The sequence below is a fragment of the Pseudomonas sp. R32 genome, from assembly GCF_009866705.1.
In the GTDB taxonomy this organism is placed as follows: Bacteria; Pseudomonadota; Gammaproteobacteria; order Pseudomonadales; family Pseudomonadaceae; genus Aquipseudomonas; species Aquipseudomonas donghuensis.
The window spans coordinates 4,737,684-4,764,145 of sequence record NZ_CP019396.1; the positions used below are offsets into that span (position 1 = coordinate 4,737,684).

A 26,462-nucleotide genomic window follows, 5' to 3' on the forward strand; every position below is an offset into this window, starting at 1 on the left:
ACATGCGCCTGATCGACACCCACACCCATCTGGACTTTCCAGATTTCGACCCCGACCGCCCGGCCCTGCTGGCCAATGCCCGGGCCGGCGGGGTCGAGCGCATGGTGGTGCTGGGGGTGTATCAAAGCAACTGGCAGCGGGTCTGGGACCTGGTGCGCAGCGACCCGCAGCTGTACGCGGCGTTCGGCCTGCACCCGGTCTACCTCGACCAGCACCGCCCCGAACACCTGGTCGCACTGGGCGACTGGCTGACCCGCCTGCAGGGTGAGCGCCAGCTGTGCGCCGTCGGCGAATTCGGCCTGGATTACTACCTGCCCGAACTCGACCGCGAGCGCCAACAGGCGCTGTTCGAAGCCCAGCTGCAACTGGCCGTCGACTGCAACCTGCCTGCCCTGCTGCACGTGCGCCGCAGCCACGCCGTGGTGATCGCCACGCTCAAGCGCTACAAGCTCAAGCGCGGCGGCATCATCCACGCCTTTGCCGGCAGCGTTGAAGAAGCCCGCGAGTACCACAAGCTCGGCTTCAAGCTCGGCCTCGGTGGCGCCGCGACCTGGCCGCAGGCGCTGCGCTTGCACAAGGTGCTGCCGCAGTTGCCGCTGGACAGCGTGGTGTTGGAGACCGACGCGCCAGACATGGCGCCGGTGATGTTCCCGGGCGTGCGCAACAGCCCGGAGCATCTGCCGCAGATTGCCCAGGCGCTGGCCGGGATCATGGGGATCGAGGTTGAGCGGTTGGCTGAGGCGAGTACGGGCAATGCTTGTGAGTTGTTTGGCTGGGAATAACCCTGCCGCACGCCTCACCCTTACTTGCTGAAATACCGACTCGGCGCCGCCCCCAAGGCTTTACGAAAAACACTGGTGAACGCGCTCGGGCTGCTATAGCCCAGGTCCATCGCCACCCGGGTAACCGACTCGCCATTGCCCAGGCGCACCACCGCCGCCAACAGGCACGCCTGCTGGCGCCATTCGACAAAGCTGATACCGGTCTGCTGGCGAAACAGCCTAGTGAACGTGCGCCGGCTCCTGCCCACCTGCCGGGCCATGTCATCGATGCTCACTTCGAGCGACGGTTGTTGCAACAGCCGCTGGCACGCCTGGGCCAGGCGCGGATCATCCGGCAGCGGCGCATTCAGCGACAACGGCGCCATGCTGGCGATTTCGTGCAGCAGCAACGCCATCAAATGACCGTCGCGCTGTTCTTGCGCATACAGCGCCGGCACCTGCGCCGCCTGGATCAGCAACTGACGCAAAAACACCGACACATCGAACACCTGACACAACCCCGGCAGGCCAAGCCGAGCTGCGGCCTCATTGCTGATGTACGTGTTGAGCATGGTCACCGGCCCGCTCATGACCATCTCATGGGGCACCTGCGCCGGCACCCAGATGGCCCGTTGCGGCGGCACCACCCAGTTGCCCTGGAGCGTGAACACGGTGATCACCCCACAGGCCGCATAGGCGAACTGCCCGCGCTGATGGGTATGCAGGGCGAAGTGATGGCCATCGGCATAATCAACGGCGGTCACCACCGCATCGCGGGGAATGTGTTCAGACGGGTCGATAGCAATCATGGCCCGAATCTAACGACTTGCGACCCGATAGCGCAAGCGGGCCAGCGCCTGCATTGCGCATAGTTGCGCCCTGCCCGCCTGTGGATAACAACACCATGCAACCAAAACACCTGCTGCTCGCCGTGCTGGTGACAGCCATCTGGGGCCTGAACTTCCCCATCAGCAAACTGGCCCTGGCCGAGATCGACCCGCTGTTGCTCACCGCCCTGCGCTTTAGCCTCGCCGCCCTGCCCTGGGTGTTCTTGATCAAACGCCCGCCCGTGGCCCTGGGCTGGCTGGTCGCCTACGGCTTGATCTTCGGCGTGGCGATGTGGGCGCTGATCAACCTGGGGATCAGCCTGGGCGTACCACCCGGCACCGCTGCCCTGCTGATCCAGTTCAGTGCCTTCTTCACCTTGGGTTGGGGCGTGCTGCTGTTTCGCGAAGGCATGAGCCTTGGCCAGTGCGTTGGCGTGTTACTCGCCGCCCTGGGCTTGATCTGCATTATCGCCAACAGCCCCGGCCAGGCGACGACCGCGGGGTACAGCGTGTTGCTGGTCAGCGCCTTCAGCTGGAGCCTGGGCAACGTCATCATCAAACGCTCGAAAGTGCGTGAGATGTTTGCCTTTGTGGTGTGGGCCAGCCTCTTCCCACCGATCCCCTTGCTGCTGCTCACCTGGCTCAGCCATGGCAGCGCGCCGTTCACCGCCCTGGCCAGCCACATCGAGGGCGTAACCGTGTTATCGCTGTTGTTCCAGGTCTACGCGGCGACGCACTTCTGTTACTGGGGCTGGAACCTGTTGCTGCGCGAGTACCCGGTTTCAACCGTTGCGCCGCTGTCGCTGCTGATCCCGATATTCGGCATCGCCGGCTCCATCCTCCTGCTCGGCCACCACATCGACCGCAACGAAGGCATTGCCATTGCCCTCATTCTGGCGGCCCTTGCAGCAGGTCTTATCAAGACCCGCCCACTCCTGCGCCGAACGGTCTAGAACCAACCGCGATCATCTTCCAGCTCCTGGCGGCACGCCTTGAGCTGGGCACCATAGAGCCGCGACTGCGCCTCTACCTTGCGTGCCACCTGCATCAGCCACGGCTTGCTGCGATAAGTCCCACGACTAAAACCGCCGCGCCCTTCGTGGTACGCCAGGTACTGGTTGTAGACATCCCACTTGGAAATCCCCAACTGGCGCTGGGTGCCAGCGGTGTACCAGCCAATGAACATGACCGCGTCATCGAAGTTATCCCGCGAGCCACCATTGCCGGTGCCGGCCTTGTACTCACCCCAGACCGGGTCCTGGGCCTGTGCATAACCATAGGCCGAACTCACCCGCCCCCACGGGATTACCCACAGCAAGTAATCGCGGGGCGGCAGTGCATCGGAAACGAAACTGCTTTCCTGCTTCATGATCGCCATCGCCACATGTTGCGGCGTGCCGAACTGCTGCTGCATCTTCAGCGAATCTTCGTACCAGTCCGGGTACTCGCGGTAGATATTGCACAGATTGTTCTGATCCCTCGGCGGCGCCGTGGCGCAGCCCGCCAAGACCACAACCGAAAGCACCAGCGCCCACCCTCGCCCTTGTTTCATCCATCGCCCCAGCAGAAAAGAGGGCTTTAGTTGCCCTTCGTATATAACGCAGCGCCTGGCCGAGCCAGGTTGCGGTGACCTCCTATGATGGCGTGGGTGATGGCAGGGTCACCAGAGAGGTGTTGTGGATTTGTAACGAATAGTCGCGAGAACGGTACTTTAACGGCGGAAATCTTCAGAATTTCCTGATTCCATGTAGTCCATTTCCCAATCATACTTTTGCCGCTTTCAAAGCATTGCAGTGGTCCCGGTGGGGCTCTAGTCTCGGCCGGTCGTTGGCAATTCAACGACCGGTTTTGACAGGCCGACTACACCGTGGACATGTGCAAGCCTTTATGGCGATTGTACGTGGGGCACCTTCGTGTGCGCCGAGCTCTCCGGTGTTCGGTCTGTCAACCCGCGTACAGTTGCCACCCATTTGTTTGACAGCAGATTCGTGGCGGCTCCATTCACCGGGGAGACACCATGTTAAAAATCGTCCCAGATCCACCGCATCATCCCAACCAATCCCTTGAAGACCTTCTCGTCCAGACTTCCGAATATCTAGTCTGCGCGCTGACTATTGCTCAGCAGACGGTGCTACTACATCCCAGACCACCTGGACAGGTGCTGACCTTGGCGGCCATGCATGAGATTGAACACGCCCGAAGCTTGGTTGAAGTGGCTTTGAGCAAGGTTCAGTTGAAGCACTGAGTTTTTCAGGCGAGCGCCAGTGTTGCTTAGGCAAGGCTGGCTGCCTGCTTTGGGAGGTATGGATGAGCGAAGATCGTGCTTCAGTGCTGAAAACGATAGGTGTTGGTGGAGGATCTGGTGCAGGGGATGGTTGGATTTAACACTGAGCGTGGCACAGCTGGATTGCCCTAAGAAATGCCAAGCTTAAAGGAAGCTCAATTTTTGGTCGAAAGCCACTGATTTCTTACGGCTGCTTTCGACTGTGGATTCAACCCATTGCAGCCATTCGCAAATGCTCTGCACGCACTCCCAATCCGCAAAACGGATGACTGCCGCCCGTCATGCGCGGACCTGGTCGAATAACTGTTGCAGAAATACATCGCCTGCCACAGAGTCAGAAAGCAAGTAATGTCCAGACCAATTATCCCTGCAGCCGCAAGGTTGAACTCAGCATACTGGAAGCTTGGGTGAGTTTGTTCACTCACGCCTATGACGGGTGACCCCATCCGTTTGAATCCTCGGCGTTTGATCAACTCTTCAGCAATCAATAGCCAACAAGCGGCTGACGACTCGTTAAAATCAAGCGCCAGATGACCATTAGCTGTCCACGGGCCGCTTGGGGCCGAAAGCAGTCGATTGAAAGTCATTGGCTAACCGGCTGCGATGTGCACATCACCGCAAACCCGTTGGCACAACACGCTCTCTAGTGCCGAGCAGTGGTCCCTTTGTTCATCCATAATTTAACGGCATGTTGAAGTCTTCACCTCAAGGACGTCCCATGACCATCCATACCTCCCCTCCCAAGCAAAAACACTTGGCAGTGTTAATCGACGCTGACAATGCCCCTGCGGCAATTGTCGAAGGTTTATTCGAAGAAATCGCCAAGTACGGCGTCGCCAACGTCAAGCGGATTTATGGCGATTGGACTGGCCCGCAGTTGGGTGGATGGAAAAAGGTGCTACTCGACCATTCGATTCAACCTATCCAACAGTTCGCGTACACCAAAGGTAAGAACGCAACAGACAGCACCTTGATCATCGACGCAATGGACCTGCTGTACACCCGACGCTTCGACGGTTTCTGCCTGGTTTCGAGCGACAGTGACTTCACCCGTCTCGCTTCTCGGCTACGAGAAGAAGGTTTGACCGTCTATGGGTTTGGTGAAGAAAAAACCCCCAGGCCGTTCGTGTCGGCCTGCGACAAGTTCATCTATACCGAATTGCTGCGTAGTGAAGTGCTTGTTGCGGCGAGCAATGGGCATGATCGCCCCGAACCTGAGCCACCCGCCGCAATCGAGGCCGTCAAAGTCGCCAGCATGCCCAAGGTAAAAAAGCTACCCAAGGCACCCGTAAGTTTCATTGCAAAGATCTTGGATGACATTGCCGACGAGGATGGCTGGGCTCACTTGGGAGCGCTGGGCACCAACATCAGCAAATTGAAACCTGAATTCGACCCTCGCACCCATGGTTATAAAAAGCTCAGTGAGTTGATCAAGGGGTATCCGGATACGTTTGAACTGCAAACCAGAGGCACGTCGGGCGTGGGTGGTTCGATACTCTATGCCCGGCACCGACAGCCGAACACGTAGCTGTGGTGGTCTAATGATTCCGGACACCCATTTAGGCGGCGAACACATGTACTGCCATCAATTTATTCAACGATGCTGCGTTTCACGCACAAACTCGATCAGCGCCTTTAGCGCTGGCGGTACGTGACGCCGGCTGGAGTAATAGATGAAAAACCTGCTTGGCAAGGCTTTCCAGTCTTCGAGAACTTCCTCCAGTTGCCCCCGAGCCATGTATTCCCTTGCCATCTCCTCATACACGTACGCGATCCCGGCGCCGTCCTTCGCCGCTTGAATCATCATGGTGTCATCTTCCAGTATCAACGGCCCTGCCACGGCCAGGCGCATGGGCTGCCCCTCAGCAAGATATTCCCACTTGTACAGTTTGCCGCTGGGAAAGCGTCGGCCAATGCAGGCGTGCTCAAGTAGCCTTTGCGGTGTGTCCGGTGTCCCGTGTCTGCTGAGGTAACTGGGGGCAGCAACGGTGACAAATCCCTGGGGTGGGCCCACCGGGACGGCGATCATGTCACCAGCCAGGCTCTCGCCGAAGCGCACTCCGGCATCGAACCCTTTGTCGACGATGTCGCTCAACCCATCATCGGCCACCAGCTCCACGTTGATACGTGGGTAGGCTGCTGTGAATGGCGCCAGCAGTGGCGCAACGACGAGACGGGCAGCGGGCCGCGATACGTTCAATCGCAGCGTGCCGGTGGGAATTTCCTGTTTGAAGGTCAGTTCATGCAGCGCTTTGGCGACCTGTGCCAACGCCGGAACCAACGTGGCCAGAAGTTGATTACCTGCTTCGGTAGGCGTGACGCTGCGAGTGGTGCGATTGAGGAGTCTGACCCCCAGCTTGCCTTCCAAGGCACGCATGGCGTGGCTGAGGGCTGACGCAGATACCCCTCGCTCGTCGGCGGCTTTACGAAAGCTGTGATGGCGAGCCACTGCGGCGAAGGCGTCGAGTTCGGAAAGGTCGCAAGGGGATTTCATGAATGCAGCTCAGCAGTTCAAACACGATTAGCTATCTTATCGTCGGCAACCTCTCAATGAATACTCTGCGCCTCAATCGACGAGAGGTTTGCATGCAAAAGAATCGGCTAGGTACATCCGAGTTGTTGATTTCGCCAATTGGAATGGGCACTTGGGCCATTGCCGGGCAAGGATGGGAGTTCAGCTGGGGGGCGCAAGATGATGGCGATAGCCTGGCAGCATTGGAGTACGCGGTAGAACGCGGCGTGAACTGGATCGACACAGCAGCCGTATATGGACTCGGCCATGCCGAGATATTGACTGGGCAATTGCTGCGTCAGGTGCCGGCTTCGCGTCGCCCGCTGGTATTCACCAAAGGTAGCCTGGTGTGGGATCCCGAAACCCGTGAGATCTCTCATTCGCTCGCCCCCCAGTCATTGATGAAAGAAATCGAGGATAGCCTGCGTCGCTTGCAGGTGAATGTCATCGATCTCTATCAGATTCACTGGCCAGCGTTCCCTGCAGATGGAAACAGCGAAGGCATCGAGGAGGCTTTGGCGACCTTGGCCCAAGCCAAGGCTCAGGGCAAGATAAGGGCGATTGGCGTGTCAAACTTCGATGTTTCTCAGCTTGAGCGAGCCCGCTCCGTAACCGATATCGCCTCCCTTCAACCGCCGTATTCAGCTTTGATGCGTGATATCGAGGATCAGATCCTGCCTTATTGTGCAACAGCGCAGGTCGGCGTAATTGCCTACTCGACGTTACAATCTGGTTTACTGACGGGAAGCATGACCCGCGAGCGGATTGCACAGCTGTCCGACGATGATTGGCGAAAATCGCGGAGCGCCGACTTCCAGGAACCTCGCCTCGGCAAGAACCTCGCTTTGGTAGAAGTCATGGCAAATATCGGTGCCAGGCATGGGGTCAAAGCGGCGGCCGTAGCCATTGCTTGGGTACTACGTAATCGGGCAGTCTCCGGCGCTATCGTAGGCGCACGCAGGCCCGACCAGGTGAATGGATTGATCGACGCCACGAGAATTCGTCTTAGCCACGCTGAAATAGAAGAAATACGCCCCTATTTACCTGAAGGTATGGGTACAAATGTACCCAGCAGTGTGTCCTGAGCATCTGATACCCACCAGTTGATACGTTGATGACATAGCTTCTATTGCGGGCCGTGCGGATGCCGGTGAGCGATAGGGATCGCGGCCGACAAAACAGGGGCCAACATCGACCGTCCGCTTCGGGTCGGGTCGATAGCAGCCGTTCGCGACGGACTGCTTGCGACCCATTGATAGCCCGTTCCCCCTTCAACAATACTGGTAACGGTTGGCAGGTAGCTGTCAACGAGGGTGGAACATGCATGCCTTTCTTGCCACATCCCTGGTATCGGTGCCGGTACTTGCAGTCAGCGCTCTGTATGGTCCAGTGGCATCAGCCCACTGTCCTTAATCGCTGCGTCAGCTTCTGGTGATGCCAGGTAGTCGAGGAGCGCCTGGGCTGCGGCATGGTGCTGGCTCTTGCTGACGACAGCGCCCGAATACATGGTCATTTTCTGCGCTTCAGCCGGGATCAGACCAACGATGTCGATGCCCTTTACTGGCTTGAGCTCACTTAGCTGTTGGAAGCCGATCTGCGCTTGGCCGCGAGCGATCACTGCGCCGACGGGCTCGGCAGGTATCATGTGAGCCTTGGCCGTGAACTGGTCACCGAGCTGCATGCGAGGGAACAGGGTCTTGGAGAGATATACGCCACTTGCGCTGTCGGAGTAGGCGACAGAGCTGCTGTTCTGCAGCACCGTGCGCAAGCCCTGCATGGTGCCTATATCCGGCTTCGGTTCGCCTTTGCGTACGGCCATGGCAATGAACGATTTTCCGAGATCTACTCGGCTGGTTTTATCGGCTTGACCGCCGGCCACCAGGTTGTCGAGCGCCGAACCCACCATCAGGACAACATCCGCCTGCTCACCGCGGGCGAGCCTGTTCGGGACGGCCTGCGGGGTCTCCCCCATCGAAGGAGCGGCGAGAACTTCCAGCTTCACGCCAAATTTCTTCTCATAAGCTGGCGCCACTTCCCGGATAGCGCCCATGATGCCGCCGGAACTCAAAACGGTCAGCGTTTGCGTACCACCTTGCACAACGTCAGCAGCCAAGCAGACGAATGAAGTGGTCAAGAGGGCAGCAAAGGACAGCATTCGAAGCATGGGAACTTTCTCCACAGTAAAAGCGCGAAACTTTACCGGGCGAGGAGCACGCTTATGGTTAATCAGTTATTAAGAAAATTTCACATTTTTATCCGCCAATAGCAGCTATGGGTTGTGGATGGCTGCCTCTGGTGATCGGCAGCTCACAGCCAGAAGCGGCCAAACCTCATCTTTGGTGAGCAGATCGGTTTCCAATGTGATTAGATACTGTCAGTAAAGAACTTGTCTGACCATTGAGTAGGGTTGTAAAACCAAAATAGTTGACATTTATATTTGACAGCAGCCACTGCGCCTTTAGGTAGTCTCTGAAAGCAACAGCTTTTGTATACCTATCACTTATAAAAAAGGAAGGTGCAAGACCACAAACTATTTCTCTTGCAGTCTCATCAAAGATTGGGGTATCAGTCGACATTGCATCTAAAAATGCAAATGAGCCTGCCCAGTGACGGACATGATATATTCCAACCGATGTAGCTCTATAATGCAGTTGTTCATTCCGCTCATGCTCTGCAAGATGTATTTCGCGATAGTGTGCGTATGCTCCCTCTCGCGTGGTGCAGCATTCTTAACCTGCAAAGCCGTCAAAGGCATGCTGAGTACCCATAGATTATTGAACTGACCTAAGGGACTCGCAGAGGTACTCACAAGACAAGCGCTTGGATGAAACTGGATGGCACCACATGAAGCAAGAAGCCCGCACTAGGCGGGCTTCTAAGGGGGGCATGCAACTGCTTGGCACTGCATGAATCTATTGACTGGTGCGGAGACAGGAATCGTATCGAAACAGAAACCACTGAATTTATTGACTATTAATCTGCAAACAGAGCTCATTATCTCTAAATTTATCCTTGGGCCATTCGAAGCGCCTTTGTCAACTTTCACACGGTATGACCCATGACAGCCCGTCGCAGGGTGTTGGCTGCTGTCAACGATAAGACTCCTAGGCTTGAACAGTTGTGATGGTTGGGATCTATTTTCGCAACAGATATTGCTGCGGCTACGGTGGTGGCGAAATGGTAGGAGCAAGCTGGAAGCGCTTCTCTCACGGCATCATCATCAACAGGGTAGGTGCCGTGCAAGAAGGCATCATTCTGCTTACTGGCCTGGAAACGATCTCAAGCACAACCTCAGCCAGCCAAGCTAGTCTTAAGTGACCCGCAATCATAGGTCAGGCGCTTGGAAGGCACAGAGCTCGAGCCGTCTCGCTGTCTCATGAGGCTTTTTATGTGGCTGGGCGCTCCGCTGCAGTGATTCTCTAACAACAGGATCACGTCCGCTTCGCTTTGCCCCTTACCTCTTGCTTCGCCCAAGCTAAACCACGCCTCGAACCTTGGACCCCGCAGGTAAACCGATAAGCTAGGCGGTCGCAGCATTACCTTCAAGGCTAGAGACGCCGAACGCGACATCATGGCATTATGATGTCGCGATGGGCAGGGCATGTGAGTTTTTGAAATATTGTAGCTTTTCAGTTTAATTGATTTAAAAATTCAGGAAGCGTGGATCAGAGAATGGATGGCTATCACGGCAATTATAAGTACAAGATAATCGAAGGTATTGGAAAAGGTGGTTTTGGATTTGTAGAAAAAATTGAACTTTTCAATGTCGCTGACCACAGATGTGGAGAGTATGCTCGCAAGTCACTTGGTGATCTGCAGCAAGACATACGGGACGAATTTCGTAGACGATTTGCTCGCGAAGTTTCGTACCAAGCATCATGCGTGCATACCAACGTAGCTAACATTTACCTCTGCGACCTTAAATCTGAACAGCCTTGGTTTATTATGGACCTCGCTGAAGGTGACTTGCAGAAAGATATCGACAAAGGGGGTTTAACCGCTGCTCAGAAGCATGATATTCTCCTGATGGTTACGGATGGATTGATATACCTGCATTCGTTAGGCTATCTTCACCGCGACATTAAACCATCTAATATACTTAGATTTAATGGCGGCGTGTACAAACTATCTGATTTTGGGCTAGTTAAGAATCTTGACAAAAGCTCTGAATCAGAAGTTATTACTAAAATCGCCATGGCAATGGGCACAGCAAACTATATGGCTCCGGAGATTTCGCTCGCAGGAGAATATAGTAAAAGAAGCGACATTTTTGCCTTGGGAGTCTTATTGGAAGACTTGGAGATGTTGGATAACCCGGCCATCCATGAAGTATATAAAAAGAGCACTGCACGGCGCCCGTATGATCGTTATGCAGAGGTGCAAGAAATGCGAGATGACTTTGTTGCAGCTACCCAAGGAGAGATAAAATGATTAAGCTCCTAAGCTCAAGTTCATTCTCGTTCCCCAAACAGCCGACTAGAAATAATGAAGATTCTATTCTCCCCCCCCGTAAAGTGGGAGATGGGATTTTGATGGCTGTAGCGGATGGCGTCGGTGCGTATGCTGGTGCAAGCGCCGCCTCTGAGTCGGCGATTGATTATTTGACCAGTCTACAGTCAACGGCCTTCACAGAATATAATTCTTTTGAACAGATATTCGAACAGATAAAAATTCGAGTATCCGAACTGGTTTCACATGACTCAAATTATTCTGACGCTGCTACGACATTGACGTTCTGCTATGCTGGGCAAAAAGGGCTAAGAATTGGTCACGTAGGGGACTGCAGAGTTTATATAAAAGACAATGGAAAACTATTGCAAATCACCAAAGATCATACACTACATCAAAAACTAATAGATGAAGGGCTATATAAACCCTCAGAACTCAAGGATTCAGGCGGAAAAAGCACACTTTTCTCTGCAATATCGAGAAAAATAAATCTTCAGTTCCAAGAGATATCCATAAACTATGACGAGATCTGCGCCAAGGATGGAAGTCTAAACTTGTTCTTGATGTCCGATGGAGCTTATCACTCCTGGGAACTTAGGCCGCGTTTTTTAGAAAGCACACTTGAGGACCCCAGTCGCTTTGCCGCAAACTTGCGCAGGCGGATCACTCGACTCCAGCCGATTGACGACTGCTCCTTAGTCGCCGTTAAATTGACTACAAAAACACAGCTCGAGCTATTTGATTGAAGTACCCACACAAACATCCAGCCAAACTGAGACTAATAACTCGGCGTGGCTGGATGTAGTTTCAGACACTAAAAACCGCTGACTAGAGCACCACGAGTTTTTCATAGCCATAAGTGCCAAGCATGATAGTGACGCCAATCCAATTAAACTTCAACTACCTGTAGCTCATGGGTTTCACCGAGGTAGATCAGATGCATTTGATTTATGCAATTCAGTGACACAGGCTCTTCTTAGGGGGCGCTCGTCAGCCTTCAATGATAATCCGTGATGCTGAACACTTAACTTTAACCACCTTCCCCCTACTCTTTCTTTCACGTTTTATAACCCGGGCAGGCCCTACTACCCCTCAATGAGGACGGCTAACGAAGATTAGGTGGTTACAGCCCTTATTACTGTTAGCTCCTCAGGCCTCATATCGCCAACCACCTCTTAGATGAAGGTATTATTGGCCAGTACCTGACCACCGGGCGCCTGGAAAATGGACCGTTATTGGAGTGATTTTCCTTTCAAAACCTTCTTTATTCGAGTCTAGGCTCCCCAACGCTAGAGCCAACCTAAAGAATGACCGCCTCCATGAATACTCAATGCACAGATTTTTTTGTGGAGCACTGTTACCCCAGTAGGTTTCGATTTATAATTTGTAAATCTCTTGAATTGAACCTCAGCCAGACTCACAAATTCATTTACCACCATCGCTCAACGAGAATAATATGCATCTATCCAATGAGCTTCGAAACTCTACCATATTGTTTGTTACATCAAATAGTATCGAAAAATCAGCTGTGGTTTCGGCTTTGAACGACTGCGGCGCAAAGATGCAGCGTAGGAGTATTGATGGGCTGCGGCGCTTAAGAGTTGGCGTACTGGCGGGATACCCAGTATGTTTGTTGAGCGCTGAGCGCGGTAGTTACGGAGCTGAGTCTGTCGGAATGTTGTTACCCGAAGTTTTGCACACATTACAACCTCAGTTGGTTGTACTTTGTGGATTCTGTTACTCCAACCCGACAGTGGGTGACTTGCATGATGTAATCGTATCCAACAGGATAGTATCTCTCGTAGACTTTATCGCCAAAGAAGGCGCTCTGGCCTTACGTTCACAGCCAAAATTAGAGTCAATTGTAACCGATGGAGATTTATCTGCACTTATCGAGTCTACTTTTCACGGGTTCACCCAAGATATAAAGCGGCAAGGACTAAGCTCAAAACTCATCACTGGAACAGTGTATAGCGGCGAAATCTTGTCCGAAGACGAAAATTTCTCAGCAGACCTTTTCAAGGATGATGAAAGTGCAGTTGGTGGAGATATGGAGGGGCACTCTGTTGCAGCACAATGCGGGCAACGAGAAATACCATGGTTGTTTGTAAAATCACCTAGCGACAACGGTGGCGGCACTAAGGGCACTAGAAATGCTCAGACCTATTCAGCGAAAGTTGCTGCGATTGCTTCCTGCAACTTGGTGCGAGAATTCATAAATGCGAAAGCCCTGTCAGTATCGAACGACCTTATTACGGCAATTGGCAATAGCGTGCCTGAACCAACGCTTGAGTTACTAGATGAATCGACCGTACATGAGCTTAGAGGGAGTAGATCGTATGCTGAAAAAATTTGGGAGTTCGTTAATAAATGCTCTCTAGGAGATGTGTACGATGAAAACTTTAAACTTCATTTAGCTGCCGTACTTAAGGAAATGACGGAAAATTCTATTAAGCATGGTAGGTCTTCTCAAGTCCAACTCCGAGGTGGCGCCCTCGAAATTTCACTTGACAGCGATGGATTCTTGTTCAATCCACTAGATGAACTCCCAAAAATGAGAGCGAGCGGTGGTGGACAACGAGAGCTTGAGAGTTTTCTTAATCAATACGGACCATCCGGAAGCTCGCTCATAGAATTAAGCTGGCAGTCTGCTCGAGGCACGCAATCGCTGATCTTCAAGCTCGCGAGTGAAGCTGGGGATTTACGTAGAAACTATTTCTGTACCTTGCTTCTCACTCCAGAGGACATGCGTGACTATGCACTAGGGTTCCAGTCAGTTGTAGATCTCGCGGACTGTCGCGAGATATGGCTTGATGTTAAGTATGCGCGCATGAGCGGATCGGACGGCATGTTACTATATACTCTCTGTGAGAAAATACCAAAAACAGTCGAATCCATTTTTGTCAGAGGAGTTCCATTACGCCTTGTGGAGGATCTTCAAAATCACTTCAGATTCGCCCCTCGAGTGATTTTCAAATAGAGCCTTAGAACTTCTACATATTGTTGGACAACTGCAAGTGAACTAGCCGCCTTACGCCACACATGCAACCAATATAGCAATTGGTTAAATTTTATATAGACTGGATTGCCGGGCATGCTATTGAAGTCAAGACAGCGATCCCAAGCAGCTATGAAGTTGAATGAAGCGAAGCGCCCCTCATAAGTCTGATGGGGGCCTTTGCGTCAATCCACCTGCCAATTTTGATCGACAACAACGGCTGGTTTACAGGCGATCGTGACTGTCAAAATTAAGTTCTCGCTCGGCAGTAGAAGGTCCATGGTTTTTCTAAACGAAGAGCGAGCACTCGCACTGTCAGCAGGTAGTAATACCTGGTCGACTCGCACCGCCCAGCTAGACGAGTTTCGAGAAACCAAATCAGATGCTTTCTCTGCCAAGACCAAGGTGTCTGTTGCTGCCAGCGCTCTGCTATTTCAGCCTGAATGATTTTCGCCTGACGTATATGGCGCTGCCGCGTCGCGTGCGACCCGGTGAGCACGCCAGCCAAGAACAACTCCATATCGAATGGCTTGCTCATGACCGTCCTCCAATGTAGGCCGCGACCACATCGACCCGACCGTGCCCAAGCTCATAGCTGATTTGCCTTCTGGCCTGACGATCAAGGTTTTTCAATAACTGGTAACACTGCCCGCCGTTGATAGGTGCACGGTGCTGGGTGATCTGCTCGTAGCGCTCACATGCGTACGCCGCTCGTAGCTCATGGAAGCCTCTGAGATTGTGTGCATGCAGGATGTCCCGGGCAGGGCGGACGATTTTCTGCAAAACATTCAGGAAGCTTTCGCTTGGCGCAATCAGATTGCGGCTACCGGCAGGCGACACCTGCCGTGCAAAACTAAGTGCACCTCGAACATGGTCGTCCACCGCAATCCAACGCGGCGCCGAGGCACCGGCGCGGCCGCCTTTGGTGCCATCCTGAATGTTGATCCTGCCTAGGTCGTTAGCCTCACGGCTTAGCCTTGGCAGGTCAGCCAAGATGGCCTCACGCAAGCGCATGCCGGTGGCTCGCGCCAACAGAACAATTGCGGCGGCCCGTTGCTGATGATCGCGGCAAAGCGCACCGACGATCAGCTTAACTTGTTCGGGGTCTTGGCCCTGCGGCACCGACTGGCGAACTCCGGTGCGCTGCATACCCAACGCCTTACTCGGACTTAGCAATTTGACGTATTGATCACCGCGAAGCGCTGCCATGGTCCTGTTAACGCTGGAGAGGCGGTTTTGTGCGGTGCTGACGGCGAGATCACCGCGCTTAACAATGTCGCGCAGATACGCCGCGTAGTCGGCCAGTACCTTTCGATCAACCTGCCGCGCATCATTGATACCGGGCCCCTGTTCGGAGCGGCACCACTTTACGAATGCCAACCACCGGTCACAGTGCGCTTTGACCGTTCCGTAATGGCCACCGCCGAACATGTCTTTCAGTGCCTGCGGTCCTGCGTAACTCAATTGCCTGCCGTAGCCGAAATTACGGCCATCGCGTTTACCCACCAATGCCATGTCAGTCACCTCATCGTTCGCTCTCCGATCCTCGCCCCACGTCATCCCGCCAAGAATGCTGAGTGTTATCAGGGATCAAGGCCCCTGCGACCTGTGGGAATGTCCACTACGCGGGACTGGCGGCTCCTTACGTCCGGGAGCTAGGGCATCTCATGATCTGGCCTCCTTAACACCGTTGCCGGTGGGCGGGTGGAGGCAGTGCTGGCTGACGAAACCAGCACCTGAAGATCCTGAGCCGGGTGAACGCAGCAATGCGATGACCGGGGCATTCCTGACTGTCAGTCAGGTGCAGTCCATTCCTTGGTCTGCGGCACCATCATCTACATGGCTGTTGCTGGTGACATCGGCGTTTGTCACGCCGATTGTCACGAGGGGAATTGCCGCAAAACCATGTGCGATCAGGGCTGCAGCAGTGGTAGAAGTGCCCGTCTCTTTCCTGAAGAAAGAGACGGGCACAGGTTGGCGCAATATTCGGCCAAGCGGATAGGTTGCTGCAGGGCAGCGAGGTACGGTGTGTCTGGCGCACGAGGGCCATATGTGTAAGAGCATCCATCACATGGGTAATGACCGGGCGAGCTGCCGGATGCGAATCGCCCTTGGGGAGAACCACCGCGAGAGCGGCGTGACCTTGAAGGCTCGGGTCACCTGGGTTGCTGTCAACGACAGCCTTTGCACTGTCTTTTCTACGCCCGCAATCCGAGAGGGTCAAGCGACTCGCCCGCACGATTTTGTGGTTGAAAATGGCATTGGTCGCGTACGGAATCCCGTGGTTTCCAGCGGCCGATTTGGTGCTTTTGACTTTTTAGGTGAGGTCCATCCAAACAGGGCGGCTTTGCAGCCCTGTTTGGATGGACCCGCATGGAAAGCGGATCACCGAACTTTCAAAGCCGTGCGCTCACTCGACCGCGCCACGCCTTGCTCTTAGGCTAGAAACGTTTGCCCCGGTCTGATTCGCGAACTCATGCGGCGAGATATGCTCCTGCCGGTTCGCTTCAAGGTAACGGCTCCACCAACTCATGATCATTCGCCGTTCCTCCAGGAACTCGGCCTTGTGGATATACGCCGCCCGAACATTGTTGCGTTCCCTGTGGCTCATCTGCCGTTCGATAGCCGTCTCTGACCACAGCCCGGATTCGACCAAGGCACTGCACGCCATGGACCGGAAGCCATGCCCGCAGATTTCGGTCTTGGTGTCGTAGCCCATGTTCCGCAAAGCGCTATTGACCGTGTTCTCGGACATAGGCTTCCACGAGCGAGCGTCACTGGTGAACACCAGATCGAAGTACCCCGTGATCGCGTGAATCTGTTCGAGCAACGCCACCGCTTGCGGTGAAAGCGGGACCAGGTGGATGTCACCCGCCATCTTCGTCCCTCTGGTCGAATACGGAACGCCGTCCAACGCGGGCCGCGTGTCAGGTATCTCCCATATGCCGCGCTTCAGGTCGAACTCACTCCAACGTGCGAAGCGCAGTTCGCTGGAGCGTACGAACACATGCAGCGAGAGCATGACGGTCAGCCGAGTGAGCGTGCGTCCCTTGTAGCTCTCGATGCGATCCATCAACTCAGGCAGGCGTGACAGCGGGAGTGCAGGCCGGTGCGTAACCCGTGGCGCGCTGATGAAGCCCTCAAGGTCATATGCCGGGTTCACCGTGATCAGCCGCAGCCGCTTTGCCTCACGCATGATGCTCTGCAGGTAGTTTTGTACCCTCAAAGCCACATCAATCGTGCCGCGCTTCTTGATTGCCTCAAGCGGCTGCATGAGGTCGAAGGTATCCAGATCCACGATGGCCCGTGCGCCTAGCAGCGGGAATACGTGAGTCTTCAAACGACTCAGTACTGTCCGGGAATGGCCAGGTGCCCACTTCACGGACATTTCCTTATGCCAGTCCAAGGCAACGCGTTCGAATGTGTGGCCTCTGACAATCGCCTCGGCCTTGGCCTGCTGCTTGGACGCAATCGGATCAATGCCTTCAGCCAGCATCCGCTTAGTCTCCAGACGCTTCTGCCGAGCATCTGCAAGACCGATGACGGGATAGTTGCCAAACGAGGTCAGCCCCTCTCGCCCATCCGGTTTCACATACCTGAAGCGCCAGCCTTTGCGGCCATTGGGGTAAACGAGGAGGTAAAGACCGTCACCGTCGAAAAGCTTGTAGGGGCGGTCAGTAGGTTTGGCCGAACGGCATGCGGTGTCGGTCAGGGGAGCAGTAGTACGAGCCATAAGGGTAAACCCCTTTATCGAATCGACTTTATCCCAAACGTTACCCCTAAATCGGCTGGCAGCTGTCGGAATCCGACGGAACGCCATAACGAAAAAACCCGCCAGAAGGCGGGTTTTACGGGGGTTCCAGAGATTTTGGTAGCCTTCACTGGAACCTGAACTGGTGCCGGAGACAGGAATCGAACCTGCGACCTTCGCGTTACGAGTGCGCTGCTCTACCGACTGAGCTACACCGGCGTGGCGATAACGCTACCACTGCCGGGTCGCTTTCGCAAATCACTGTTTATTAACAGCAATTGCGCCGGTTTCAGAGGGCTTTGCAGCCTGCCGGGGCGAGGTCTTCGCTGAGGGTGCTGGTGCAGGCCCAGCCAGTCGCGGCGCGGGTCAGGGTGATGGTTTTGTCGGTGGCGATGGCCGGGGCGTCGATCAGGGTGCAGACGATGCTGCCCACGCCCGTGGCCGCGGTGCCGCTGGCGACAATGGCGCAGTGGGCGGTGCGCTCCTGGCCGCCCAGGGCGGCGACGTTGGCGATGTCTTTGCCTTCGTTCAGGCGCAGGTCGAAGGCGGTCTTCAGGGCAGAAATTTCTACCAGGCCCGCCGTGGCTTTGGTGCGTACCTGGCTGTTGGTGTAAATCGGTAAGGCGATGGTCGCCAGAAGGCCGATGATCGCCACCACGATCATCAGTTCGATCAAGGTAATACCGCGTTGCCCTTTCATGGACACTCTCCCTCACAAAATCAGTTCATGCCGGGCCGCAGTGGTGCGGCGCCAACAGGCGCGCCAGTAGGCCCGAACAGACACCTTTTGTCACCCCGTGACGGTCATTCGGTCATCCTGGCTCGACTACTCTAGTGGGCGGCGGGCATCACTGCTCGCCGCTTGGGGCCTGGAGCTGTTACCAGGCTTGTGCAAGGCCGCGCAGCAAGGATGTGGCGATGACCGACAGCAACCAGATGTACAACTGGCAAGGCACCAACGCCCAGGGCGCCTTGATCAGCGGCCAGAGCGCCGCACGCAGCCCGGCGTTGATCAGGGCGCAGTTGCGCCAGCGCGGGATTCGCCCGGGGCGTATCGCCAGTGTGCGCCCGCCGCTGTGGCAATGGCGCCGGCCACTGGATGGCAAGGCGCTGAGCCAGTTCAGCCGCCAGCTGGCCACCCTGGTCAAGGCGGGGGTGGCGCTGCTGCAAGCGCTGGATGTGGTCGCCCAAAGCAGCGCCAACCCGGCGATGGCCCGCCTGCTGGGGGCGATCAAGGCCGATATCGCCGCTGGCAGCAGCCTGGCCACTGCGCTGCGCCGGCACCCGCACTATTTCGATCGGCTGTACTGCAACCTGGTGGACGCCGGTGAGCAGTCCGGCAGCCTGGAGGTCGTGCTGGCCCAGGTGGCGACGCTGCAGGAGCAACGCCAGGCCCTGCGCGCACGGCTGAAAAAAGCCATGACCTATCCACTGCTGGTGCTGCTGGTGGGCTTTGGGGTGTCGGCGCTGTTGCTGCTGGAGGTGGTGCCGCGTTTTCAGTCGCTGTTCGGCGGCTTTGGTGCCGAGCTGCCGGCCTTTACCCAACAGGTGATCGGCCTGTCGCAGTGGTTGGGGGCGCACTTCTGGTGGCTGTTGATAACTTTTGGCAGCGCTTGTGCCGCGGGGGTTTGGGGTTATCGACACAAGCCTGCGTTTCGTTTGTGGCTGGTGCGCCTGGCCCTGCGTTTGCCGGTGCTTGGCAGCCTGCTCCGGCATGCCGCCCTCGCCCGCTTTGCCCGCACCTTGTCGACGTCGTTCGGCGCCGGGGTGCCGTTGGTGGAGGCGCTGGGGCCGGTTGCCGGGGCGTGTGGCAATCCGTTGTATGAGCAGGCGCTACACAAGGTGCGCGAGGACCTGGCCAGTGGTCTAGCCTTGAACGTGGCATTGCGCGCCAGCGGCTTGTTCCCGGCGCTGGTGGTGCAGATGTGCGCCATTGGCGAGACAGCCGGGACACTGGACGATATGCTCGCCAGGATCGCCAGCCACTATGAACAGGCCATCGACCACCTGCTCGACACCCTCACGGCCCTGATTGAGCCGTTGATCGTGCTGATCCTGGGGTTGCTGGTGGGCAGCCTGGTGATCGCCATGTACCTGCCAATCTTCCAGCTGGGCAATGTGATCTGACCATGAACCTGTTGAACTCCCTGGCCAGCCAGCCACTGATGTACCTGAGCATCGCCCTGTTGCTCGGGCTGATCATCGGCAGCTTTCTCAATGTGCTGGTGCATCGCCTGCCGATCATGCTCGAACGCCAATGGCAGGCCGAGGCGCGCGAGGTGCTGGAGTTGCCTAGCGAGGCACAAGCGCCGCGCTTCGACCTGTTGTTGCCGCCGTCGCAGTGCCCGCATTGCGCCCACCGTATTCACCCCTGGGAAAACATACCGGTCATTAGTTACCTGGCCTTGCGCGGGCGCTGTTCCAGTTGCCAGGCGCGCATCAGCCCGCGCTACCCGCTGGTGGAACTCGCCTGCGGGGGGCTGACCCTGTTTGTCGCCTGGCGCTTCGGCGTCACCGGCACCGCCCTGGCCCTGCTGCTGCTGAGCTGGGGCCTGCTGGCCATGAGCATGATCGACATCGAGCACCATCTGCTGCCCGATGCCCTGGTATTGCCGCTGTTGTGGCTGGGGTTGATCGTCAATGCCTTCGAAATGTTCGTGCCGCTGGAAGATGCCCTGTGGGGCACGGTGGCCGGTTACCTGAGCCTGTGGTCGGTGTTCTGGTTGTTCAAGATGCTTACCGGCAAGGAAGGCATGGGCTATGGCGACTTCAAGTTGCTGGCGATGCTGGGTGCCTGGGGCGGCTGGCAGATCCTGCCACTGACGTTGCTGCTGTCGTCCTTGTTGGGGGCGGTGATCGGGCTGATTATGCTGCGCCTGCAGCGCAAGCAGGCCAGCACGCCGATCCCCTTTGGTCCCTATCTGGCCATCGCGGGCTGGATCGCGCTGCTCTGGGGTGGTCAAATAACCACTTCCTATCTGAAATATTCCGGATTCTGATGACCACCGCTGCTTTCACTCCCTGGATTCTCGGCCTTACCGGCGGCATCGGCAGTGGCAAGAGCGCCGCTGCGCAGCGCTTTGTCGAGCTGGGTGTGCACCTGGTCGACGCCGACCAGGCCGCGCGCTGGGTGGTCGAGCCGGGCCGCCCGGCGCTGGCCCGTATCGTCGAGCGTTTCGGCCCGGGTGTGCTGCTCGAGGACGGCCAGCTCAACCGCGCCGCCCTGCGCGAGCTGATCTTTGCCGACCCGCAGCAGCGCCTGTGGCTCGAAGCCCTGCTGCATCCGTTGATCGGCCAGGAGATCTTCAGCTACCTGGCCAAGGCCGAGTCGCCCTATGCGGTGTTCGTCTCGCCGTTGATGGTGGAGTCCGGCCAGTACAAGCGCACCAACCGCCTGCTGGTGATCGATGCGCCGCAGGCGCTGCAAGTGCAGCGCACCCTGCTGCGCGACCAGACCAGCGCCGAACAAGTGCAGGCCATCCTCAAGGCCCAGGCCAGCCGCGAAGAGCGCCTGCGCCACGCCCACGATGTGCTGGTCAATGACCGCGACCTGGGCTGGCTGCATTCGGAGATCGACCGCCTGCACCACTTTTACCTGACTTTGCGAGGAGGCCAAGCATGAGCCAACCGATGACCGTAGATTGCCCGACCTGTGGCGCCCCTGTGGAATGGAACGCGACCAGCCCGTTCCGGCCGTTCTGTTCCGACCGCTGCAAGCTGATCGACCTGGGTGCCTGGGCCGCTGAAGAGCACAAGATTCCGGTCGCCCCGGATGCCGAAGACGAGCTGTTCTCCGGCGAGCTCGACCCGCGCCACTGAGCCGTCAGCGCCCGGGGTCGTCGTCCTTCCACGGGGCCTGCAGGTAGCGGGTCCGGTTGAAGGTCTCCAGCCACTCCGGGCAGAACACCACCAGGGCGCTGACCACCATGCCGTTGATAAAGGCTTCGGGGAAGATGATCAGCCACAGGTAGCCGATAAAGTCCTCGATCCACTCCGGCATGACGAAGCGCCCGTCCATCCACAGCAACCCCAGCCCACCGAGCAGGCACAAGAGTGCCGACAGCGCCGCGGCAAAAAAGCCCGAACAGAAGATATAGACGAACAGGTTGCGCGGCTGTGCCCGCTCCACCAGGATCGCGCACACTTCGGTGACCAGCACCGGCAGGCCGATCAGCAACAGGCCATTGACCCCCATCGCCGCCAGGTCCTGGCGCCCCAGCGCCAGCAGGCCGAGCTGCGCCAGCAAGCCACCGACAATCGCCAGCGGCCAGTCCAGCAGCAGGGTCACGGCGGTCATGCCGATGAAGTGATAAGACACCCCGGTGTCGAAGTCGCGCCGCACCAGCCACAGGGCAAACAAGGCGAACACCGTGCCGAACAGCAAGTGCTGGCGACGGCTGTCGGCGAACAGTTCGAGCCAGCGGGTACGCGCCACCGCCCAGATCAGCACGGGCACATAGGCGACCCAGGCGATGGTCAGGGTCTGGCTGGAAAGTACGGCGGCACTGATCACGGCATATAACCCTTGTTCGAGTGAGGCAATAGGCGTGGGGGCAGTCTACACCTCGGGGCTGGCTTGATCAGCCTCAGTGGCTGCGGAAAATACCGGCGTTGTGCGGCGCAACGTACCTGAAGCGAGCAGCAGCACTATGGCCGGGAGTATCACCATGCTGGCGCCCAGCATGGCGCCCCGCAGGCCAATACTCTCAAGCGCTCCACCGCCGATGATCACCCCCAGGCCGATCGCGCCATTGAGCACTGCCGTATGCAGGGCCGTGGCCGGAACGGTATGGGCGCCGGCGATGCTCAACACCCAGGTCTGCAGACCGGTAAACAGTGCCGAGATGGCAACGCCCCAGACCATCAGCAAGGCCGCCACGGCCAGCAGGTTCAACTCGGGCCCAAGCAGGCCCAGGGTCAGCAGCGCCCCTGCCATGGCGATCAGGGCCAGGAGGATGAAGGGTTTGAGGTGGCGGTCGATGAAGATCGCGCTCAGCAGGTTGCCCAGAAAACCGGCGGCGCCTAAGGCGAAAAGCAGTGCCGCGACCAGCCACGGCGTGACGTCTGGCACCTGACTGATAAAGGGCTCGACAAAGGTGTAGGCGGCAAAATGTGCGGCCGCCGTCAGCCCGGTGATGACGAAGGTGATCAGCAGATCCCGGCGCCGCAGCACCGCCACATACCCGGTGCCGGGTGCTGCGGCGACCAGGCCCAGGTCAGGGACTACCAAGGCGATTGCCCCGGCACTGGCGACACAGAGCAACGCCAGGCAAGCAAAAGCGGTTCGCCAGCCGTCGTACTGGCCCACCAGGTTGACCAGTGGCACGCCCATGACGGTGGCGAGGGTAATACCGCCCAGCACGATCGAGGTGGCCAGGCCCATCTGCCGGGCAGGCGCGATAAGGGTGGCGGTGGCGGCCACGGTTGCCCAGAACACGCCATGGGCCAACGCCCCCAGTGCCCGCGCACCGAGCAGCGCGGCAAACTCCGGGGCGATTGCCGAGAGCGCATTCGATGCTGCCAGCATCAACATCAGGGCAATCATCAGCGGCTTGCGGGCGATCCAGCGGCTCAGGCTGTTGGCAAGCAAGCCACTGACAGCGCCAATCCAGGCATACAAGGTCACGCTGAGCCCGACCCTGGCCGGCTCCTGCGCCAAATCGGCGGAAATCTGTGACAACAAACCGATAGGGGCGAACTCGGAGGTCACCATCGCGAAGGAAGCGATGCACAGCACCGTCACCGCGCTCCATACCCGCCAGGTTGATAAGGCCATGCGCACCTCCGTCCCTGTCATGAGTGGCTCTACACCTCGGGGTTGGCTTGATCAGCCTCGGCGGGTGCTTTCGGTGCCTCGAACAGGCGGAACACGGCGCCTTCAACCAGCCAGTCCGGCGGCTGGCAACTGGGGTTGCGCTGCTGCTCGATGACGCTGATGGTGGTCGCCGACACCTGCACATCGGCCCAGGCGCCGTAGCAGCCGAACTCGTTCAGGGTCAGGCGCAAGCGGTAGTCGCCGGGCATGACGCTGAGCACCTTGGGGTTGAACTCGGCATAGCTGCGGACGATTTCATCCTCTGCGCCGCGATGGTCGATGAGTTTGACGCTGTAGGGCGGTGAGTCGCCCTCCTTGAGCACCACATAGCGGCCATCTGCAGTGTCGTAAGGCACGGTGGGCGTCCAGAACAAAAAGCCCACGCCGTACACCACCAGGGCACAGACCACCGTGCCGGAACCGAATATGCCGCCCATCTTCACTACGCTCATGCTTCTTCCCTGATATTCACTGAGCCCACAACGGGTGCGCAGTCTAGGCGCTGGTTTACATGCGCAGCAATGGCTTGCAGACATTTCCTGCAAAGCTCAATTGAACGCTAAGCTTGTGCCCATGGACGACTCAGACTATTTGCGCCTGCTCACCATTCAGGCCGAACAAGCCAATGCGTTTCTATCCAATGCCCGTAAATGGGAACGTGAGCGTTGGGTATGCCAGCGCCTGCTGCAAGGCTTGAACATTCCCTACCGCAGCGAAGACTTTGCCGCCGCCGGGCAAGAACCGCCTGATGTGCTGTTTCGCGATGCCGCCTTCGAGGTGTTTTTTGTCCTCGATGAAGGCCGGCGCCTGAACGACGAATGGCGCGAAGAGCTGCAGCGTCGGCGCAGTGCCTTCTCGTTGAGCCAACTGGTACGCCGCGAAGCCCGGCCCCGGCGGATCAGCGCCCAGGAACTGCTGCAGCGCCTGGCGCCGACCCTGCGTAAAAAATCGCACAACTACCAGGAGCGTGGCCTGGACCTGAGCGAGCTGGACATCATTGCCTTTGCCAGCCTCAAGCGCGAAGTACTCGACCTCAACAGCCACTTCCCGCCGCCCACCGAATACCTGCGCCAGGGCTGGCGCTCGTTGTCGCTGGTGGGCCCGACCTTCGCCCGGGTGCTGTTTGCCCACCCCGATGCGCCGGACTTCTTGCGCGGTAATTTGGGGCGCAGCATCGTTTTCGATGTAGGAATAAGCCTCTGAGCTGGCCCCCTGCCAAAGCCCGATGGCATAAATTCTGTGCCGGTGATACAAAGCGCAATCATTCGTTATAAAGACAGCCAAGTGACTGAACGCTGGGCAACCTTCGAGCGACTAGAGTGAACACTGTAGCGTTCCCACAGTCACATGCGTCTATCTGACGAGGCCCTCATGACCAGCCGCCTGAATCCCGAAGACCAGCGTCGTGTCGATGAATACCTGCGAGCCCCCCAGCACCAAGTCGAGCGCAAGCCATTCCGGCCCTGGCTGCTCCTTCTGCTGGTGGTGGTCGTGACCGTTGCACTCGGCTTGTTGAGCCGCCTCTTGAGTCATCTGGTGCTATGAGCTGCCTTGCGCTCGCCCACAACGCCCGCCCCGTGCGGCCTGCCACTCAAGACCCGAATTCCGTAAACCTTATGAGATATCTCCATGACTCACCGTATTGTGATTGTCGGCGGCGGCGCCGGCGGCCTGGAACTGGCGACCCGCCTGGGTAAGACCCTGGGCAAAAAAGGTAGCGCCAGCATCACCCTGGTCGACGCCAACCTGACGCACATCTGGAAGCCGCTGCTGCACGAAGTGGCGGCGGGCTCGCTCAACTCTTCCGAAGACGAACTGAACTACGTGGCCCAGGCCAAGTGGAATCACTTCCAGTTCCAACTCGGGCGCATGAGCGGCCTGGACCGCGAAACCAAGCAGATCCAGCTGGCTGCCACCCTCGATGAAGACGGTCGCGAATTGCTGCCTGCGCGCACCCTGGGCTATGACACCCTGGTGATCGCAGTGGGCAGTAACACCAACGACTTCGGCACCTTGGGCGCGGCGCAGCATTGCCTGTTCCTCGATACCCGCAAGCAGGCCGAGCGTTTCCACCAGCAACTGCTCAATCATTACCTGCGCGCCCACGCCGGCGATCAGGCCAATGAGCAAATCAGCGTGGCCATCGTCGGCGCCGGTGCCACCGGTGTGGAACTGGCCGCCGAGCTGCACCACGCGGCCCATGAGCTGGCGGCTTACGGCCTGGATCGTATCCAGCCCAAAGACATGCACATCACCCTGATCGAGGCTGGCCCGCGGGTACTGCCAGCGCTGCCGGAGCGCATCAGCGTGCCCGTGCACAAGACCCTGGAGAAACTCGGGGTGACGGTGATGACCAACGCGGCGGTCAGTGAAGTGACCGCCGATGAGCTGCGCACCAGCAATGGTGACGTGATTCAGGCCAGCCTCAAGGTCTGGGCGGCGGGTATTCGTGCGCCGGGTTTCCTCAAGGACATCGACGGCCTGGAAACCAACCGGATCAACCAGCTGGTGGTGCGCCCTACCCTGCAAACCACCCTGGACGACAACATCTTCGCCTTCGGCGACTGCGCCGCCTGCCCGCAACCGGGTAGCGACCGCAACGTGCCACCACGGGCGCAGGCTGCGCACCAGCAGGCGTCGTTGCTGGCCAAGGGCTTGAAGGCGCGCCTGGAAGGCAAGCCGTTGCCGACGTATGCGTACCGGGATTATGGCTCGCTGGTGTCGCTGTCGCGCTTCTCGGCGGTGGGTAACCTGATGGGCAACCTGACCGGCAGCGTGATGCTCGAAGGCTGGTTGGCGCGGATGTTCTATGTGTCGCTGTACCGCATGCACCAGATGGCGCTGTACGGGACATTCCGTACGCTGATGCTGATGCTGGGTAGCCGGATCGGGCGTGGGACTGAGCCGCGGTTGAAGTTGCACTGACGTTGGATTGGCTTTGAGGGCCTCATCGCGGGGCAAGCCCGCTCCCACAGGTATGGCGGTGTTTCTGTAGGAGCGGGCTTGACCCGCGATGGCGTCGGTACAGTCGATGTAAATGTGCTGCTGGCAAGCCAGTTCCCACA

At 57.6% G+C, this 26,462-nt stretch carries 26 protein-coding genes and 1 tRNA gene; 15 read left to right on the forward strand and 12 right to left on the reverse strand.

Translation table 11 applies throughout. The features are described 5' to 3' along the window. Positions 1-2: 2 nt before the first annotated feature. Positions 3-782, forward strand: a complete 780-nt coding sequence (locus tag PspR32_RS21820; RefSeq protein WP_159389154.1) for a TatD family hydrolase — start codon at positions 3-5, stop codon at positions 780-782. A gap of 20 nt (positions 783-802) precedes the next feature. Here the strand turns inward: PspR32_RS21820 and PspR32_RS21825 are convergent, their stop codons facing one another. After that, a complete protein-coding gene (locus PspR32_RS21825; RefSeq protein ID WP_159389155.1) occupies positions 803-1,570 on the reverse strand; it encodes an AraC family transcriptional regulator in 768 nt (255 codons plus the stop codon). Positions 1,571-1,665: 95 nt separating this feature from the next. Here PspR32_RS21825 and PspR32_RS21830 point away from each other — a divergent pair, with 95 nt between their 5' ends. Continuing rightward, a complete protein-coding gene (locus PspR32_RS21830) occupies positions 1,666-2,541 on the forward strand; it encodes an EamA family transporter (protein ID WP_159389156.1) in 876 nt (291 codons plus the stop codon). Here PspR32_RS21830 and PspR32_RS21835 read toward each other — a convergent pair. Further along, on the reverse strand, positions 2,538-3,140 hold the full coding sequence (locus tag PspR32_RS21835) for a transglycosylase SLT domain-containing protein (protein WP_026001169.1): 603 nt from the start codon (positions 3,138-3,140) through the stop codon (positions 2,538-2,540). The genes PspR32_RS21830 and PspR32_RS21835 overlap by 4 nt on opposite strands. 465 nt (positions 3,141-3,605) lie before the next feature. On the opposite strand from PspR32_RS21835, the gene PspR32_RS21840 reads away from it, so the two are divergent. Both PspR32_RS21840 and PspR32_RS21845 read left to right on the forward strand, forming a co-directional pair. Beyond that, entirely contained in the window at positions 3,606-3,833 is a 228-nt protein-coding gene (locus PspR32_RS21840; protein ID WP_159389157.1) for a hypothetical protein, read from the forward strand. A gap of 757 nt (positions 3,834-4,590) precedes the next feature. Beyond that, a complete protein-coding gene (locus PspR32_RS21845; RefSeq protein ID WP_036996880.1) occupies positions 4,591-5,400 on the forward strand; it encodes an NYN domain-containing protein in 810 nt (269 codons plus the stop codon). Between the two features lie 66 nt (positions 5,401-5,466). Here the strand turns inward: PspR32_RS21845 and PspR32_RS21850 are convergent, their stop codons facing one another. Next, the gene (locus PspR32_RS21850; RefSeq protein WP_159389158.1) at positions 5,467-6,366 is read right to left on the reverse strand and encodes a LysR family transcriptional regulator; all 900 of its coding nucleotides are present in this window, start codon (positions 6,364-6,366) and stop codon (positions 5,467-5,469) included. Positions 6,367-6,458: 92 nt separating this feature from the next. Between PspR32_RS21850 and PspR32_RS21855 the strand changes: the two genes are divergently transcribed. Continuing rightward, a complete protein-coding gene (locus tag PspR32_RS21855) occupies positions 6,459-7,469 on the forward strand; it encodes an aldo/keto reductase (protein ID WP_159389409.1) in 1,011 nt (336 codons plus the stop codon). 284 nt (positions 7,470-7,753) lie between these two features. On the opposite strand, the gene PspR32_RS21860 is transcribed toward PspR32_RS21855, so the two are convergent. After that, positions 7,754-8,548: a substrate-binding domain-containing protein gene (locus PspR32_RS21860; RefSeq protein ID WP_036996882.1), complete on the reverse strand. Its 795-nt coding sequence runs from the start codon at positions 8,546-8,548 to the stop codon at positions 7,754-7,756. Between the two features lie 1,508 nt (positions 8,549-10,056). Here PspR32_RS21860 and PspR32_RS21865 point away from each other — a divergent pair. From PspR32_RS21865 to PspR32_RS21875, 3 genes are all read left to right on the forward strand, one after another. Next, positions 10,057-10,815 (forward strand): serine/threonine-protein kinase, encoded by a 759-nt coding sequence (locus tag PspR32_RS21865; RefSeq protein WP_151925806.1) that lies wholly within the window; start codon positions 10,057-10,059, stop codon positions 10,813-10,815. Beyond that, the gene (locus PspR32_RS21870) at positions 10,812-11,579 is read left to right on the forward strand and encodes a PP2C family protein-serine/threonine phosphatase (protein ID WP_159389159.1); all 768 of its coding nucleotides are present in this window, start codon (positions 10,812-10,814) and stop codon (positions 11,577-11,579) included. The genes PspR32_RS21865 and PspR32_RS21870 overlap by 4 nt, the downstream gene beginning before the upstream one ends. Positions 11,580-12,289: 710 nt before the next feature. Continuing rightward, positions 12,290-13,813, forward strand: a complete 1,524-nt coding sequence (locus tag PspR32_RS21875; RefSeq protein ID WP_159389160.1) for a 5'-methylthioadenosine/S-adenosylhomocysteine nucleosidase family protein — start codon at positions 12,290-12,292, stop codon at positions 13,811-13,813. 268 nt (positions 13,814-14,081) lie between these two features. Here the strand turns inward: PspR32_RS21875 and PspR32_RS21880 are convergent, their stop codons facing one another. From PspR32_RS21880 to PspR32_RS21900, 5 genes are all read right to left on the reverse strand, one after another. Continuing rightward, positions 14,082-14,369 carry a hypothetical protein gene (locus PspR32_RS21880; protein WP_159389161.1) on the reverse strand — a complete coding sequence of 96 codons (288 nt, stop codon included), beginning with the start codon at positions 14,367-14,369 and terminating at the stop codon, positions 14,082-14,084. Next, the gene (locus tag PspR32_RS21885; protein WP_159389162.1) at positions 14,366-15,346 is read right to left on the reverse strand and encodes an integrase domain-containing protein; all 981 of its coding nucleotides are present in this window, start codon (positions 15,344-15,346) and stop codon (positions 14,366-14,368) included. The genes PspR32_RS21880 and PspR32_RS21885 overlap by 4 nt, the downstream gene beginning before the upstream one ends. A gap of 895 nt (positions 15,347-16,241) precedes the next feature. Then, on the reverse strand, positions 16,242-17,564 hold the full coding sequence (locus PspR32_RS21890) for a tyrosine-type recombinase/integrase (protein WP_159389163.1): 1,323 nt from the start codon (positions 17,562-17,564) through the stop codon (positions 16,242-16,244). A 161-nt stretch (positions 17,565-17,725) separates the two neighbouring features. Then, a tRNA-Thr gene (locus PspR32_RS21895) sits at positions 17,726-17,801 on the reverse strand. 70 nt (positions 17,802-17,871) lie between these two features. Continuing rightward, complete coding sequence (locus PspR32_RS21900; RefSeq protein WP_159389164.1) at positions 17,872-18,282, reverse strand: pilin; 411 nt, start codon at positions 18,280-18,282, stop codon at positions 17,872-17,874. Between the two features lie 218 nt (positions 18,283-18,500). Here PspR32_RS21900 and PspR32_RS21905 point away from each other — a divergent pair, with 218 nt between their 5' ends. From PspR32_RS21905 to yacG, 4 genes are read left to right on the forward strand one after another with little or no spacing between them, the layout of a single operon-like run. After that, entirely contained in the window at positions 18,501-19,709 is a 1,209-nt protein-coding gene (locus PspR32_RS21905) for a type II secretion system F family protein (RefSeq protein WP_159389165.1), read from the forward strand. A gap of 2 nt (positions 19,710-19,711) precedes the next feature. Beyond that, positions 19,712-20,581: a prepilin peptidase gene (locus PspR32_RS21910; protein WP_159389166.1), complete on the forward strand. Its 870-nt coding sequence runs from the start codon at positions 19,712-19,714 to the stop codon at positions 20,579-20,581. After that, positions 20,581-21,204 (forward strand): dephospho-CoA kinase, encoded by a 624-nt coding sequence (gene coaE, locus PspR32_RS21915; RefSeq protein WP_159389167.1) that lies wholly within the window; start codon positions 20,581-20,583, stop codon positions 21,202-21,204. Before PspR32_RS21910 ends, coaE begins: the two co-directional genes overlap by 1 nt. Further along, complete coding sequence (gene yacG / locus PspR32_RS21920) at positions 21,201-21,401, forward strand: DNA gyrase inhibitor YacG (protein ID WP_010220621.1); 201 nt, start codon at positions 21,201-21,203, stop codon at positions 21,399-21,401. The genes coaE and yacG overlap by 4 nt, the downstream gene beginning before the upstream one ends. A 4-nt stretch (positions 21,402-21,405) precedes the next feature. Here yacG and PspR32_RS21925 read toward each other — a convergent pair whose 3' ends face one another. Genes PspR32_RS21925 through PspR32_RS21935 form a run of 3 tightly spaced genes read right to left on the reverse strand, consistent with a single transcriptional unit; the run spans position 21,406 to position 23,849 of the window. Next, positions 21,406-22,095 (reverse strand): energy-coupling factor ABC transporter permease, encoded by a 690-nt coding sequence (locus PspR32_RS21925; protein ID WP_036996886.1) that lies wholly within the window; start codon positions 22,093-22,095, stop codon positions 21,406-21,408. Between the two features lie 45 nt (positions 22,096-22,140). Further along, positions 22,141-23,358: an MFS transporter gene (locus PspR32_RS21930; protein WP_159389168.1), complete on the reverse strand. Its 1,218-nt coding sequence runs from the start codon at positions 23,356-23,358 to the stop codon at positions 22,141-22,143. A 29-nt stretch (positions 23,359-23,387) separates the two neighbouring features. Continuing rightward, entirely contained in the window at positions 23,388-23,849 is a 462-nt protein-coding gene (locus PspR32_RS21935) for a hypothetical protein (protein WP_145959289.1), read from the reverse strand. Positions 23,850-23,970: 121 nt separating this feature from the next. Here PspR32_RS21935 and PspR32_RS21940 point away from each other — a divergent pair, with 121 nt between their 5' ends. From PspR32_RS21940 to PspR32_RS21950, 3 genes are all read left to right on the forward strand, one after another. Further along, positions 23,971-24,600, forward strand: coding sequence for a DUF1780 domain-containing protein (locus PspR32_RS21940; RefSeq protein ID WP_010220617.1), 630 nt, complete (start codon positions 23,971-23,973; stop codon positions 24,598-24,600). A gap of 168 nt (positions 24,601-24,768) precedes the next feature. Next, positions 24,769-24,942 (forward strand): DUF3094 family protein, encoded by a 174-nt coding sequence (locus PspR32_RS21945; protein WP_081492759.1) that lies wholly within the window; start codon positions 24,769-24,771, stop codon positions 24,940-24,942. Positions 24,943-25,026: 84 nt separating this feature from the next. Beyond that, positions 25,027-26,322: an NAD(P)/FAD-dependent oxidoreductase gene (locus tag PspR32_RS21950; RefSeq protein ID WP_010220616.1), complete on the forward strand. Its 1,296-nt coding sequence runs from the start codon at positions 25,027-25,029 to the stop codon at positions 26,320-26,322. Positions 26,323-26,462 lie beyond the last annotated feature (140 nt).

Excerpts from the sequence above, each read along its gene's own strand:
- coaE (WP_159389167.1), top strand. The coding sequence starts at position 20,581 with ATGACCACCGCTGCTTTCACTCCCTGGATTCTCGGCCTTACCGGCGGC.
- PspR32_RS21905 (WP_159389165.1), top strand. The coding sequence starts at position 18,501 with ATGACCGACAGCAACCAGATGTACAACTGGCAAGGCACCAACGCCCAG.
- PspR32_RS21880 (WP_159389161.1), bottom strand. The coding sequence starts at position 14,369 with ATGAGCAAGCCATTCGATATGGAGTTGTTCTTGGCTGGCGTGCTCACC.
- PspR32_RS21820 (WP_159389154.1), top strand. The coding sequence starts at position 3 with ATGCGCCTGATCGACACCCACACCCATCTGGACTTTCCAGATTTCGAC.
- PspR32_RS21855 (WP_159389409.1), top strand. The coding sequence starts at position 6,459 with ATGCAAAAGAATCGGCTAGGTACATCCGAGTTGTTGATTTCGCCAATT.
- PspR32_RS21940 (WP_010220617.1), top strand. The coding sequence starts at position 23,971 with ATGGACGACTCAGACTATTTGCGCCTGCTCACCATTCAGGCCGAACAA.
- PspR32_RS21870 (WP_159389159.1), top strand. The coding sequence starts at position 10,812 with ATGATTAAGCTCCTAAGCTCAAGTTCATTCTCGTTCCCCAAACAGCCG.
- PspR32_RS21875 (WP_159389160.1), top strand. The coding sequence starts at position 12,290 with ATGCATCTATCCAATGAGCTTCGAAACTCTACCATATTGTTTGTTACA.
- PspR32_RS21890 (WP_159389163.1), bottom strand. The coding sequence starts at position 17,564 with ATGGCTCGTACTACTGCTCCCCTGACCGACACCGCATGCCGTTCGGCC.
- PspR32_RS21910 (WP_159389166.1), top strand. The coding sequence starts at position 19,712 with ATGAACCTGTTGAACTCCCTGGCCAGCCAGCCACTGATGTACCTGAGC.
- PspR32_RS21835 (WP_026001169.1), bottom strand. The coding sequence starts at position 3,140 with ATGAAACAAGGGCGAGGGTGGGCGCTGGTGCTTTCGGTTGTGGTCTTG.
- PspR32_RS21930 (WP_159389168.1), bottom strand. The coding sequence starts at position 23,358 with ATGGCCTTATCAACCTGGCGGGTATGGAGCGCGGTGACGGTGCTGTGC.
- PspR32_RS21860 (WP_036996882.1), bottom strand. The coding sequence starts at position 8,548 with ATGCTTCGAATGCTGTCCTTTGCTGCCCTCTTGACCACTTCATTCGTC.
- PspR32_RS21865 (WP_151925806.1), top strand. The coding sequence starts at position 10,057 with ATGGATGGCTATCACGGCAATTATAAGTACAAGATAATCGAAGGTATT.
- PspR32_RS21825 (WP_159389155.1), bottom strand. The coding sequence starts at position 1,570 with ATGATTGCTATCGACCCGTCTGAACACATTCCCCGCGATGCGGTGGTG.
- PspR32_RS21950 (WP_010220616.1), top strand. The coding sequence starts at position 25,027 with ATGACTCACCGTATTGTGATTGTCGGCGGCGGCGCCGGCGGCCTGGAA.
- PspR32_RS21935 (WP_145959289.1), bottom strand. The coding sequence starts at position 23,849 with ATGAGCGTAGTGAAGATGGGCGGCATATTCGGTTCCGGCACGGTGGTC.
- PspR32_RS21845 (WP_036996880.1), top strand. The coding sequence starts at position 4,591 with ATGACCATCCATACCTCCCCTCCCAAGCAAAAACACTTGGCAGTGTTA.
- yacG (WP_010220621.1), top strand. The coding sequence starts at position 21,201 with ATGAGCCAACCGATGACCGTAGATTGCCCGACCTGTGGCGCCCCTGTG.
- PspR32_RS21850 (WP_159389158.1), bottom strand. The coding sequence starts at position 6,366 with ATGAAATCCCCTTGCGACCTTTCCGAACTCGACGCCTTCGCCGCAGTG.
- PspR32_RS21900 (WP_159389164.1), bottom strand. The coding sequence starts at position 18,282 with ATGAAAGGGCAACGCGGTATTACCTTGATCGAACTGATGATCGTGGTG.
- PspR32_RS21945 (WP_081492759.1), top strand. The coding sequence starts at position 24,769 with ATGACCAGCCGCCTGAATCCCGAAGACCAGCGTCGTGTCGATGAATAC.
- PspR32_RS21830 (WP_159389156.1), top strand. The coding sequence starts at position 1,666 with ATGCAACCAAAACACCTGCTGCTCGCCGTGCTGGTGACAGCCATCTGG.
- PspR32_RS21885 (WP_159389162.1), bottom strand. The coding sequence starts at position 15,346 with ATGGCATTGGTGGGTAAACGCGATGGCCGTAATTTCGGCTACGGCAGG.
- PspR32_RS21840 (WP_159389157.1), top strand. The coding sequence starts at position 3,606 with ATGTTAAAAATCGTCCCAGATCCACCGCATCATCCCAACCAATCCCTT.